8 protein-coding genes and 1 pseudogene are annotated in these 13941 nt (G+C 37.8%); 3 read left to right on the top strand and 6 right to left on the bottom strand.

Annotated features, from left to right (window positions below):
• Positions 1-6 precede the first annotated feature (6 nt).
• From ACFFIX_RS04080 to ACFFIX_RS04070, 3 genes and pseudogenes are all read right to left on the bottom strand, one after another.
• Positions 7-948, bottom strand: a complete 942-nt coding sequence (locus ACFFIX_RS04080) for a 3-hydroxyacyl-CoA dehydrogenase family protein (RefSeq protein WP_378930795.1) — start codon at positions 946-948, stop codon at positions 7-9.
• Between the two features lie 157 nt (positions 949-1105).
• Positions 1106-2206, bottom strand: a pseudogene (locus ACFFIX_RS04075) (M24 family metallopeptidase).
• A gap of 290 nt (positions 2207-2496) precedes the next feature.
• Complete coding sequence (locus tag ACFFIX_RS04070; RefSeq protein ID WP_378930792.1) at positions 2497-3687, bottom strand: glycosyltransferase family 2 protein; 1191 nt, start codon at positions 3685-3687, stop codon at positions 2497-2499.
• A 173-nt stretch (positions 3688-3860) separates the two neighbouring features.
• Here ACFFIX_RS04070 and ACFFIX_RS04065 point away from each other — a divergent pair, with 173 nt between their 5' ends.
• Together ACFFIX_RS04065 and ACFFIX_RS04060 are read left to right on the top strand one after the other, a co-directional pair.
• Positions 3861-5366: a phytoene desaturase family protein gene (locus ACFFIX_RS04065; protein WP_378930790.1), complete on the top strand. Its 1506-nt coding sequence runs from the start codon at positions 3861-3863 to the stop codon at positions 5364-5366.
• A gap of 555 nt (positions 5367-5921) precedes the next feature.
• Entirely contained in the window at positions 5922-7061 is a 1140-nt protein-coding gene (locus ACFFIX_RS04060) for a zinc-dependent alcohol dehydrogenase (RefSeq protein ID WP_378930788.1), read from the top strand.
• 47 nt (positions 7062-7108) lie between these two features.
• Here ACFFIX_RS04060 and ACFFIX_RS04055 read toward each other — a convergent pair whose 3' ends face one another.
• Positions 7109-9256, bottom strand: coding sequence for a GDYXXLXY domain-containing protein (locus ACFFIX_RS04055; protein WP_378930787.1), 2148 nt, complete (start codon positions 9254-9256; stop codon positions 7109-7111).
• 583 nt (positions 9257-9839) lie between these two features.
• On the opposite strand from ACFFIX_RS04055, the gene ACFFIX_RS04050 reads away from it, so the two are divergent.
• Entirely contained in the window at positions 9840-10304 is a 465-nt protein-coding gene (locus tag ACFFIX_RS04050) for a DinB family protein (protein ID WP_378930785.1), read from the top strand.
• Between the two features lie 153 nt (positions 10305-10457).
• Here ACFFIX_RS04050 and ACFFIX_RS04045 read toward each other — a convergent pair whose 3' ends face one another.
• Entirely contained in the window at positions 10458-12386 is a 1929-nt protein-coding gene (locus tag ACFFIX_RS04045) for a heavy metal translocating P-type ATPase (protein WP_378930783.1), read from the bottom strand.
• A 1024-nt stretch (positions 12387-13410) separates the two neighbouring features.
• Positions 13411-13914 carry a TlpA family protein disulfide reductase gene (locus ACFFIX_RS04040; RefSeq protein WP_378930781.1) on the bottom strand — a complete coding sequence of 168 codons (504 nt, stop codon included), beginning with the start codon at positions 13912-13914 and terminating at the stop codon, positions 13411-13413.
• Positions 13915-13941 lie beyond the last annotated feature (27 nt).

Raw genomic sequence — 13941 nt, 5'->3', positions numbered from 1 at the left:
AATCTATCAATTCTCAAGTTCTAAATCTTGCTTTAAATAGTGAATGAGCTCTTGTTCTCTTTTATGATTCATTTTTTTAGAAAAAGTAGCATCCCAAGAATAGAATCCCGCTCCCGTTTTGTCTCCTAGCCTTCCGTCTTTTACGAGTTGCTCTAAAATAGGAAGAGACTTGTCAGCGTTACAAAGATCCTCAAACAAATAATTAGAGATTGCACTGAACACGTCAAGACCACCCATGTCGGCTGATGCAAGTGGACCCGTTACTGGAAGTCTTCGTCCAATTCCATATGTTACAGCTGCATCAATGTCTTCTTTTGATGCAATTCCTTCTTCTAAAATAAATTGTGCTTCTCGAAAAAGGGCATATTGCAGACGGTTACCAACAAAACCTAGCGATTCTTTTTTTACTTCTATCGGTTTTTTCCTCATTTGAATCATTAAATCCATTGAACGCTTGACTGTCGAATCATTCGTTTTTTCCCCACGCACCACTTCTACAAGATGCACAAGATGAGCAGGATTCCAAAAGTGGGTAACAACTGTTCGTTCTGGGAAACTCGTTTCTTCAGCAATCTCTGAAGGACTTAGTCCAGATGTGTTGCTTGCTAATATAACATCTTTTTCACATAAACCATCTAGCCTTTTAAATAAATCTCTTTTTAAGTTAAGGTCTTCTGGGACAGCTTCAATAATAAATGTTGTTTCGTTAACTGCTTCTTCAAGTGAAGTTGTAACTGATATTCTTTCGGTAATCGTTTCAACTTCTGCTTCTGAAACAATTCCATTCTTCACGAGTACCTTTAATTTTCCATCGATATTTGACAACCCGCGGTCAATGTCAGCGTCATTAATTCCTTGCATTTTGACGTTTATACCTGCCCAAGCAGCGCATAAGGTAATTGAATACCCCATCGTTCCACAACCTATTACCGCTAATTTCTCCAACATATCACCCCTCTTTTGAATACGTATTCATAGTATATCGAGTAATCTTATTTTTGTAAACGCTTTTATTTTAAATTTTGAATTTATTATAAAAATAGAACAAACAAAATGCCTGTTCCCCACTTCGCTAAAGCGGTGGAAAACAGGCGCCTAATTGTGATCATTTAATTACTTGCAATTCCTTTGGATACTTTGTTAATGTTTCATAACCTTCTTTTGTAATAACGACATCGTCTTCAATTCGAACTCCACCGATAGTTGGGACGTAGATTCCTGGTTCGATTGTATAGACCATTCCTTCTTTTAGCAGTCCATTATTTGTGTGACTCATAGAAGGAAATTCGTGGACGTTAATGCCAAGTCCATGTCCTAGTCTGTGTGGGAAAAATTCACCATAGCCCGCATCCGTAATAATCTTTCTTGCGGTTAAATCCAGGTCACCAATTCTAATTCCAGGTTTACTTGCTTCTAAAGCTGCTAGTTCGGCCTGCAGGACAGTTTCATACATTTCACGTTGTTTGTCAGAGCATGATTGATAAGCGAACGTTCTGGTAATATCTGAGCAATATCCATCAAGGACGACACCTAAATCGAACAGGACAAAATCACCAGAACTCAATTCAGTTAAACCTGGATTACCGTGTGGTTGACCTGATTTAGTGCCGAATAAAACCATTGTCGAGAAAGACATTTCACGGATCCCTTTTTTCTTCAGCTCATACTCAATTGTCGCAAGGACTTCCATTTCCGAAACACCTTGTTTTAATGCTTCCACTCCAATTTGAACACCGAGGTCGGCAAGCTCTGCTGCTTGTTTTAAAATGGCAATTTCCCTGTCATCTTTAATCAGTCGCAATTCGTTCATTTTTTCTTGAAGCGATACTAGCTCAATTTCTTTTGATAAATCTAGCAAACTTTCAGCCCGACTATAAGATAAAGTATCTTTTTCAATTGCCACTTTTTCTAGCTTACCTATTTGTCTTTTTACTAAGGCGTTCGCGATAAGCTCCTATGGATTTTCGTGATCACCATAGCCCAAAATATCGGAGTGCCAGCCCGCTTCTTTTGCTTGAGAAACTTCCATACTAGGGACTACAAATAGCGGTTCTTTGTCTTGAAATATAAACAAACCCATTAACCGTTCGTGCGGATCTGTATAAAAATTGGTTAAGTAAAATACGTTTTCAGTTGAATTTATAAATGCCATATTAATATTTTGATCTTTAAGCCAGCTTGTTACCTGTTCTAAACGTTTTTCCATTTTCGTCACGTCCTTCGTTGCTGTTTCTTTAATGATAGCAAGCGAAGACGATAAGCACAAATCCTTTACACACGATCGTTAATCGACTTGAAAAGACCTGCCTTCGATAACAAATCCATCCTCAGCTAAACTTCTCCTTGAAAACAACTCTCTTTAACCGAATTCGATTGTAGCGCTGAATAAAAATAAACAGCCTTACTGATTTTGCTAGAAAACAACCGTATGAAACAAAAAGATGGATAAACAACCACGCGTAAAAATTCAACGCAATTGTGAGAGATGGGCTAAGCTCAATCATCTGCCTTTCCTTCCTGTGTAGCATGAATCGTGATGTCTCGGCCTTTCCATACGACTCTGTTTTGGAAAAATGTTCTGTGCAATGATTTTACAAAAACATATAAAAAGAAGACTAAATGTACTGGAAAAATTAGCGTATCAAGAAATCTAAAGGTCCCAATTCTTCTCAAATCTAGATACAGCAAAAGAGCTGCAACTAAATATAGCGCGCAATAAATCCACCATTCCTGCGTGAGTAAAGTTCCTACTTTCGAGATGAATGAGAACAATGCGATCATCCAAATACCAATTAAAAGAAGGAAAGATCGGTGTGTCAAGTTTGCACCAGATGCAAAGCTCTTGCTCCACCCGTCAACTAACGATTGAAAGCCGTCTGGGTACATTCGCATCGATACAGCGCCTTTACCACTCATGCACCGTACTAGCTCACCTTGCTCTGAGACATGTTGTGCAAAAGCCATGTTTTCAACCACTTCCTGCTTGATTCTTTCATGTCCACCCCAGGCTTCGTAGTCACGTTTTTTACAGAGTAAAACCTGCCCAAAGCCACCATTTGACTTCATTTGTGATGAAAAAACTTGAAAGGCACCAATCGAAGCAAACACAACTAAATGAAATAAAGCCGATAGCGATTCATACCAATGTTCGATTTTATGAAAGGGGTGTATCGAAAGAATTCCACGCTCATATTGGCGATCAAATGCATCAACAAGCCGGACTAAGCCATTTTTTTCTAACGTCACATCTGCATCTAGAAAAAGAAGCAGCTCTCCCTTAGCCTGCTGAGCCCCTGTCCAACAAGCCCAAGACTTTCCGAGCCATTCTTTTGGAAGTGTAGGAGTATCAATGATCGTGGCGCCATACTTGATCGCAATTTCCCTAGTTAAGTCTGTAGAGTCATCATTTACAACTAAGATTTCTTTTATTTTTTCATTTTGGCGGAGAATTGAAGGTAATAATTGCTCCAAATTCTTCTCTTCATTTCTTGCCGGGATGATTATCGATACCTCTTGTAATCGATCGATTAATTCTCGATGTGGGTACTTATTTAAAGTTGGAATATACCAGACTAAGCCGATTCCCACTAACAATCCGACCATAATTACATACATTTTCTTAACCCCTTTATCAATAAAGTTATCTAGCGTGTTTTCCGCATCCTGTCGATAAAAATACCCATTCATTTCACTTTTTTTACCATTCTAGATCGTTTCAATAATTATCGCGTTTCCTTTTATGAAAGATAAAGGATGGGAACAATGGAATGCTGAAGTAGGACAATTCCATTCAGTCACTCCCTACTTTTACAACTCAGTTTAGTCAAAAAATGCAAATCTCATAAGAGGAGGAGTTTAGTATGAATAAAAAAGTCGTCGTGATTGGTGGAGGACTAGGTGGAATGTCGGCTGCAATTCGGCTTGCAGCTGATAATTACGAAGTAACCCTTTTAGAAAAAGGTGAACGCTTAGGTGGAAAACTTAACAAACGAGGTGGCAAAGGATTTTCCTTTGATACAGGTCCATCGATTTTAACAATGCCATGGGTGCTAGAAAAGCTGTTTCAAAGTGCGAATCGTAATCTCTCAGACTACCTGAGCATTGTCCGAGTTGAGCCAGGCTGGAGAACTTTTTTTGAAGATGGAACAACAATTGATTTAACGAGTGATTTACCTGAAATGCTCAAGCAGTTAGAGGCCATTTCACCTGAAGACGCAAATGAATTGCTTAGTTATTTGCAATATTGCAGTAAAATGTATGAATATAGTCTCAAGAGTGTTTATAAAACAAGCATTTCAGGGATTCAAGATTTGCGCCCAATGCATTCGGTAAAAGAATTGTTAGCCATGGATCCTATGAAAACGATGGATCAATCCACGAAAAAATATTTTAAAAATAAAAAAATCCAACAGCTATTCAACTTTCTAATCATGTACATTGGGTCTTCCCCTTATCATGCACCAGCCGTTTTATCACAATTAACACATGTTCAGCTTGGGCTAGGTATTTATTACGTTGAGGGTGGTATGTACAAAATCGCTGAAGCTATGTCAAAGGTTTTACATGAATTAGGCGTCGACGTTAAGCTTGGTGCAAAGGTTGAAAAAATTGTCACGATTGGCTCAAGAGCAACTGGAGTTGAGCTTGAAAACGGTCGCGTAATTGAAGCTGATTTAGTTGTCTCTAATTTGGAAGCAATTCCAACGTATGAGACACTATTAAATGAGTATTCCTACATCAATCAAGGTAAAAAAGAGCTTGAAAAATTCTCGCCAACGGTTTCTGGTCTTGTTTTGCTTCTAGGTGTGAATAAAAAATATCACCATTTAACACATCATAACTTTTTCTTTTCAGAAGATTCCAAAAAGGAATTTCAGCAAATTTTTAACGAAGGCGTTTCAGCTGATGATCCAACTGTATATGTTGGAATCTCCTCGAAGTCAGATGCCACTCAAGCACCTGATGGAAAAGAAAACTTATTTGTTTTAACTCATGTTCCTCCGCTTAAAGAAGGGGAATCTTGGGAGTTGAAAAAGGACGACTACAGAGAAGTGATTCTAAATAAGTTAGAACGCATGGGACTTAAAGATCTAAAAGAGAATATTGAGTTCGAATACAGCTTTACACCGAATGATATAAAGGAACTTTATGGTTCAAACGGGGGCTCGATATACGGAGTTGTCACTGATCGCAAGAAAAATGGTGGATTTAAAATCCCAAGTAAAAGTCGTGTTCTACAAAACCTATACTTTGTCGGTGGCTCAACACATCCAGGTGGTGGCGTCCCAATGGTCACGTTATCAGGACAGCTAACAGCAGATTTAATTCTCGAAAACGAATTGAAGTTCAAGCGAAACATTGGGTAATTGATTGAGGCGACTTTAGGAGAAACTCATTCCACTTCTTTTTTTACGTGGATTGAGGACACATGCTGAGTTGCCTCATTTATAAAGGGTGCTTAATTACAAAAGTAATCACGAAGTTTGGAATAGATTTAAGAAAAATGTGTTTCCTGGTTTTGGGAGGCCGATTTTTTTTGCAGTCTTTCTTTGCATCTTTTATGTCAACTTTTATATTCTTCCTGTTTTCTTTTTTCTGTATGGTGCACTTATTCTTCTTTTTTTTTGGAACATTTAACGTGATATTTTTCTCGTCATTGCTACTTATCATTTTACAAAAGGCCTATATTGATTTTCAAACAAAGCAAAGCCTGTTCGTGTCTCTGGCAATTTCTTTTTCCGCAGGAGCATTCATTGCAATTATGTTCGCCTCCATGCTCGCCTCGCTAAAGAAAACAGGGTATGAATGGAAAGGACGAACCTACAAATGAAGATCAGGTGAAAAACAATTTTAATAAAGGAAGATTTTAAAGAGAATAATGGGTATATGGGTACAATTCCATAGTCATTAGGAGGTTCGGTATGAAAGCTGTTACATACCAGGGAGCAAAGAATATTCAAGTCAAACAAGTAGAGGATCCAACCCTTCAAAATAAAGATGACATTATTGTTAAAATTACCTCAACAGCAATTTGTGGTTCTGACCTTCATATCTATCTAGGAGCATTACAGGCGACAAAGGATTATGTGATTGGGCATGAACCAATGGGAATCGTCGAAGAGGTTGGACCTGAGGTGACAAAGGTTAAAAAAGGTGACAGAGTTGTTCTTCCTTTTAACATATCATGTGGTCATTGCTTTTATTGTGAACATGATTTAGAAAGTCAATGCGATAATTCCAACCCTAACCCACATGTTGATATGGGTGGATATCTAGGTTTTACTGAACGCTACGGTGGATACGTTGGTGGTCAAGCAGAGTACTTAAGAGTACCATTCGGTAATTTCGTTCCATTTGTCGTTCCTGAATCATGTGAACTAGAGGATGACGCACTTCTTTTAATGTCTGATGTTCTTCCTACCGCTTATTGGAGCGTCGACAATGCTGGTGTGAAGGCTGGCGATACAGTTACTGTTCTTGGTTGCGGTCCTGTTGGTTTGATGGCACAAAAATTTGCATGGATGAAAGGTGCCAAACGAGTCATCGCGGTTGATTATCTTCCCTACCGACTCAATCATGCAAAAAAAATCAACAATGTTGAAACACTGAACCTCGCTGAGCTAGATGATACAGGTGCACATATTAAAGAAATAACAAACGGTGGAACGGATATTGTCATCGACTGCGTTGGAATGGACGGAAAGAAATCAACCACAGAAGCGATCGAGCAAAAGCTAAAACTTCAAGGTGGAACATTAAGTGCTATTCAAATTGCGACAAAGGCAGTCCGGAAATTTGGTACACTTCAACTAACCGGGGTATACGGCTCCATGTATAACAGATTTCCACTCGGTTATTTTTTCGAACGAAACATTACTATAAAAATGGGTCAAGCACCAGTAATCCACTATATGCCATTTCTTTTTGATAAAATTGTTGAAGGTGAGATCGATCCGACCGAAATCATTACTCATAAACTACCGCTCGATAAAGCGAGTGAAGCTTATCAAATGTTTAATGATCATGAGGATGAATGTATTAAAGTGATTTTGAAACCATAAGAAAACCCCCGTTACGCTAATTAATCGTAACAGGGGCTTCTTTTTCTCTATTCTACATCCACTAATAGCGCATCTCCCTTTTTCGATACCTTCACTGTTGCCAATTTGGCATTCTGCTCAAGCTTAGTTCCTGTCCCCTCTTCTACAAAGAAGTTTTCAATCCCAAAGTTCAGCTGCTGATAGCCATCATATTTGCCTGTGATCAGCGCTTCATCGTCTGCTACATTTAATTTTTCTACATCAACAGTACCATCGAAGATTTTTCCGGTGCTTTGATAAATTCCCTCATCGTTTTTCTTTAGGAGCAGCGTCAGTCGCGAACCGTTTTTATGAATATCTTTTTGCTCAGGTATACTACTGATGTCATAGTTTAGTCTTACATAATCTCCCTGTAGGACCGAGCGCGGGTCAATCGGTTCTAGCTCTAAAACAATTTCTTTGCCATTTTTTAAATGTTGTTCATTCGTATACGTTTGTACTCCGAGCAAAAGAAGTTGACAACATGCAACAAGTCCGATTAACAGCGATTTCTTTTTTGAAAAAATAGCTTCAGAGACCAATTTATCACGGTCAAACACTTTTACAATCACAAAGAGGAGCATTCCAACTAGGGCAAAAGTCAGCGATTTATGGAGTAGCTTCCATGCGTAATCATAATAAAGTCCAATAAAGAATAAGCCAAGAAACAGCCAACTTATCCCTCCATACAAACGATTGCTTTCTTTCGTATATACAAGTAGATAAAGACTTGCGATGACGAGATAAATTACTTGAAAACCTATCGTTTCTTGCCATGTTCCACCAAGAAATGCGGTAGGATATAAACATAAATATCCGTACAGAAATGCGAAAGGCTTAATGCTTCTGGTCAAAACCCATCCTTTCCCAAACGAAACAACAATGAATTGGGAAAGCGAAACTCCTAGTAAGATTAGTCGAAAGTTCTCATTAAATTCTAAGTGTACAAATAATAAAACGAGTGTACAGAGCATAAACAACGTATAGCTGAAAAATTGCAGCAATCTTTCTTTTACACGAACCAAAATAACCAACGAGAGAATTGCATAAAAAAGTGTGATCCCTTCGTTTATGAAAAAAGCGCCTGCTAGTGAAGAAAAGAAACCTGTTATCAATAATGTATATCTGGCTGCAAGCGGCAGTTTTTTCAAAAGCACTCCGACTACTAAAAACGTCGTACTCAACCAAACGATACTATACGCTGACTGAGTCACTAAATACAGAAATCCACCAATACTGGTCGTGAAAATGATCGAAGTCGTTAACGTGACAATCACAATTAAGCTATGTTTAAACACTTTGACAGCCGTAGAATTTTCATTCGTTTTTTGTTTTGAAATTTTGATCGCAAGGAATATTCCGCCGATTAAGACGAGGAACCCACCTACTGCTGAAAATAAATAAAAGCCAAGCTCGCCGATTAATTCTGTGACGCGATAGCCAAGCTCAAAATATTTGACTAGTAAAAAGACACCAGCCATTGTAAACGTCAAAAGACTAATGATGCGATCACTGCATTTATTTAAGAGCCAGCCAAATAGGATAACGAAGAAGAGCAAATAAACAAAGTTCATCCAAAAGCTATAAGGTTCAAATAACTTGTAGCCCGTCGACACAATTAAAAAAACGTGCATAACTACATATGAAACGTAGCGAAGTGTGTTAATTTGAAATCCTTTTATATAGGTTAACGCAAAAAGGACACCATTGATTAAAACCATTCCCAGATAAATTCCCCACTCTTCAAGCTCTGTTCGATAAATAAACACAGTTGAGGGGTTCATATAAAACCAATAGGTCAGGAGAAATAAAGCGTAACTGAGTAGAAAAAATGGGGTATAAGTCGTGATGAGTGCTAAACAAAGCGTTGGAAGTAACCATATCGCAAATAGCATATAACTGTCAGCATGTGAATTATAAATTTGCCCAATCAGTGCAACACTAATTCCAAATGATAGAGCAGCACCCACTAACAGCCACCGAGGGAACTTTGGTTCATTGGTTAAATATTTACCCGAAATCAGGCTCATAAAATAAATGAATAAGAGCAAACCAATTGAAAGACCTACCCGTTCGATTCGATCAAACCCCGGCCAATTGGATGCGAAAAAATAAAAAATGCCAATCATAATAAAAACGATTGATAGTAAATAGCCTAATGGAAAAAGCTTTTTCAACTTAACCACCCCTCCACTTAAAATTAATTCTTTCTATTATTCTATCTCTGTTCTTTGAGAATGAGAAGTATGGAAAAAGATATTTTGCAAATGGACGGATCGTATTTTATTTAAAAAGGCTCTCTTTAACTGAGGAATGTTTTAAATTCTTGTTAAATTCTTGTTAAATACGAGTCATTCTTTCGACAATTGAACTTTTTCTTGTATAATAAAATCATACATATTCTGTCTACTTGCTAAGGAGTGTTTTTCGTGCTTCATTGGTTTAAACGGCAATCAATCGCCGTACTTTGCATACTTGGTATTATTTCGCCCTTTATAGGGATGTCTTTAATCAATTATTTCTACTTTAGTTCAGTATGCGGATGGATTCTTGGTTTTTGCTGTTTCATAAGTGCGTACATTATCGTAAGTAGACGTCCCGATGAAGACGATGACACACATACTCATCCAGAATCAAGCCATTAACTGAAATTTAGGAAATCCCATCCGTTTATGTTGATGGGATTTTTTAAATTAAAGGTATTTTGCAACTACATCAATAATACTAATGATAAGGGCTGTACAAAAAGGAGGAATCAAAATGAGTCAGACAAGCAAATTCATTAACTATTTTATGGCACATCGTAGCGTAACCATTGAACTAATCTCAAAAATTGGAGAGGAACATATTGAATACAAACCAACTGAAACTTCAATGCCAGCACGTGCTTTAGTTACACATATGTTGTCTTCATTCCAAAAATTTGTGGCGGTTGTAAAACGAGGAGACGCATCACCTATGAGAGAAAAGCTTGAGGTGGATGAGACGGACTTGAATGCTGTGGCAGAGCTTTATACGAGCGAAACTAGAAATCTGCTAGAATCTTTAACCGTTGAAGAGTTAGATAGAGTCATTGATCTAACAGCAATCTTTGGCATGAAAATTTCTGGCCGAGGTTTACTACAAGTAGCGATGGATCACGAAATTCACCACAAAGGTAGTCTTTTTGTCTATGTAAGGGAAATGGGACATACAAAATTGCCAGGGTTTGTGAGAAAAGGCTAAATTATTTAAAGCCGTTTGATTTCTAACCTGAAATCAAACGGCTTTTTTCTTCGGGTTAAGCACTTTTATCTTCGAATTTAGTATTATATCGATTTCTTGACAAAAACGCTAAATTTTGACTTTATCCAAAATATCACAACTCCACAGAAAAAATTAAGCTTTCAACAACCGTAATCCATTTAGAATGACTAAAATCGTGCTTCCTTCATGTCCGATAACTCCTAATGGGAGGTCGACGATTTGTAAGAAGTTTGAGCAAATTAACAAACAGATGACGATCATTGAAAAGATGATGTTCTGTTTGACAATTTTGTTCATTTTTCTTGATAATTCCACCGCTTTTGTTAGTTTTGTTAGTTCGTTTTTCATCAAGACAATATCAGCTGTTTCAAGTGCAACATCTGTACCTTCACCCATAGCAATTCCGACGTTTGCTGTTGCTAGTGCTGGTGCATCGTTAATTCCATCGCCGATCATCGTGACGGATCCGTATTTTTTTTCAAGTGCTTGAATTTGCTTTACCTTATCCTCGGGTAAACATTCCGCCACATAATCATCAATCCCAGATTCGATCGCGATTGCCGTTGCTGTTGTCTCACTATCACCTGTGAGCATGACCGTTCGAATTCCAGCAGCTTTAAGCTCTTGAATTGCCTTGATTGTGTCCTCGCGTACTACATCTTTTAAAGCAAGTAAGCCGACAATTCCTTGTTCATCCTTCACATATACGATCGTTTTTCCTTGCTGAGCAAGCGTGTTGCCAATGTTTTCTTGGAAAGATTCTGTTAAATCCCGTCCAATTAAATCTGCCTTACCTAACGTCCATTCTTCTCCATTTAATCGTGCAATTACTCCGAATCCTGATTTTTCGTTAACAGAAATCATTTTAGCTGTCAAATCTGGATGTTTTTTTTCGATGTCCTGTACGATGGCTTTTGCTAACGGATGATTGGATTGCTTTTCAATGGAAAGAATATTCCCAAAAAACTCACTCTCATTAACACGATCTGCAATGAGGACATCTGTTACTACGGGCTCCCCTTTTGTTAAGGTCCCTGTTTTATCAAAAGCAACAACCTTTGTTTTACTTAAACGTTCTAAGTGAACTCCACCTTTAAAAAGCAGTCCGTTTCGTGCACCGTTGGAAATAGCAGACAAAGTTGCTGGCATAATCGACGCAACTAGCGCACATGGTGAGGCAACAACCATTAAAACCATTGCTCGATAAATGGTTTCACTCCAGCTCCACCCTAGTGCAAAGTGTGGTAAAACCATCATAACAGCTACTGTGACCAAGACACCTTTTACATACGTTCCTTCGAATTTTTCGATAAACTGTTGCGAGGGAGACTTTTCAGATTGTGCGGATTGAACAAGGTCTAGAATTTTTTGAAATAGCGTTTCGGTGCTCAGCTTTGTCACATTTAACGTAATTGAACCGTTCCCATTGACGGTTCCTGCGAAAACGTGATCATCTACTTTTTTCTCAACAGGCATTGATTCCCCTGTAATAGCGGACTGATCTATACTTGTATGTCCTGTTAAAAGGACACTATCCGTTGGGATCCGCTCTCCTGGCTTCACTAAGATTACATCACCTACTTGTAGTTCTGATACAGAAATCATTCGTTCTTTTCCATTTTCTAAAAGCAGTGCTTCCTCAGGCTGAATGCTCATTAGCGCCGAAAGCTCCCGCTGACTTTTGTTCATTGTAAAGGTTTCAAGGGCACCACTTAAAGCAAAGATAAAAATTAAAATCGCCCCTTCCACCCAGTATCCAATCATTGCAGAACCTATTGCTGCAAAAATCATCAGCAATTCGACGTTTAATTTTTTTTCAGATATCGTCTCTTCTATGCCTTCCTTTGCTTTCGCATAGCCTCCGATTAGAAAAGCGGTGATAAATAAAGCTACGGATAACATGTCGCTTCCATCTCGCTGTATAACCCATCCGATCAAAATTAGAACTCCAGAAAGCAGAGCTCCTATTAGTTCTGCATGCTCTTTCAATTTTTCAAAAAAAGCACTTCTCTGTTGAGAATGTATTTCATTTTCGTTGATAACTTTAACATTAGCTCCCACATTATCCACCTCTTAACTGAGAATTATAATCATATTCAAAACGGTTACTAAACTATAAAAATCCGACTCACAAGCAGCACAAACCCCTTTATATCCGTTATCACAAGCACTATATCTATTACTATATGTATTAGTATACCAAATCCATGTATATTTTCAAATAATAATAATTATAATTTGTAAATGATAATTATTATTATTAATAATGAAAATCATTCTATACAGTGACTTCCCTTTTAATGAGGCTGGATAAACATGATAACGACAAAAAAGAACCTGTAACGCAAACCAGATTCCATTAAAAGAACACTTAGTTAAATTTCGGGATATAACAAAAGCCCAGGGCGCCTTGAAATGCCTTAGGCATAGCATATGCGCTTATAAATAGAAGGTGTTCTTTGCCTTTTAAAATGTTGTACATAAGTAGTTGATAAAGCCAATAATGCTGTCGTTTAAAGGATAGTAACGGTTTTTTTTAAAAATACTAATTCTTCACTCTGATCGTGGTTTTACACATGATTATTCCTCATTGTGTGGAAATTTCCATTGCTAGAATGTCGTTTTTTTGATGTGAAGATGTTTTATCTACGAAATTTTCATTTTATCGACGTTTCGACAAAATGTGAGGACTTATTGCAAATACTCGACAGTGCGTAAAAAGTGGTGCACATCTTTCGAGCGTCGCTTTTTTATTTGAAAAAGCCCCTACAATATTTCACCCAAAAAAGTGCATCTAATCACGAAAACCGACATAAATAGATAGAAAGCAAAGTACGTTATCTTTTTCTAACCACATAGGTATGAAACATTGGAATCTTTCCGAAAATAAACAGAAGAACGTTTATGATCAGAAAGGAGGGGGCGATTTGGCAATCGTTGTGATTTGTAAGTCGTGTAATGGAACCGGAAAGATAAAAGCTCTTCCTCTATTCCCCGTTAACCTCAAATGTTTCACATGCAAAGGGACTGGAAAGCAAAACGAATCCATTTTTAAAACAGAATAACTCTGACCCTTATCAGCGAGTCAGAGTGTTTGAAGCATTTCTTTAGTAATTGGACCGACGAGCTTTCGTTTTATCCTACCATTCCCATCAATGACAAAGGTCGTAGGAATGCCTATAATTCGATACGATTTTGCTACTTCTCCTTGTTTATCAAGTAGAATAGGAAAGTTCATTTTATACTGTTTCACAAATTGATCAACTTGCTGGATACTTTTTTCAGAAGAGGTAATGTTCACCCCTAGGACTTCCAGTTCTTGATGATTTGTCGACTCATAAAAAGAATTCAGCTCCGAGACTTCACTTTGACAATAGGTACACCAGCTTGTCCAGAAGTTCACGATTACTGTTTTCCCCTTTAGAGAGGAAAGCTTTATTTGTTCCCCAGTCAGAGTATTTAGCTCGATTTCTGGTGCAAGATCTCCCTCTGCAGAACCGGTAACTTCAGCACTCACCTCTGAAACAAACGTTGACATTAGGATACCTAAGCCAAATAAAAATAAGAAGATACGATACATTTTTTTCATTCTCTTCCCCTTTCAAATGAACGAATT

It is taken from the genome of Metabacillus herbersteinensis (assembly GCF_042433335.1).
Classification (GTDB): Bacteria; Bacillota; Bacilli; order Bacillales; family Bacillaceae; genus Metabacillus; species Metabacillus herbersteinensis.
This window is presented reverse-complemented; position numbering and strand designations above follow the sequence as displayed.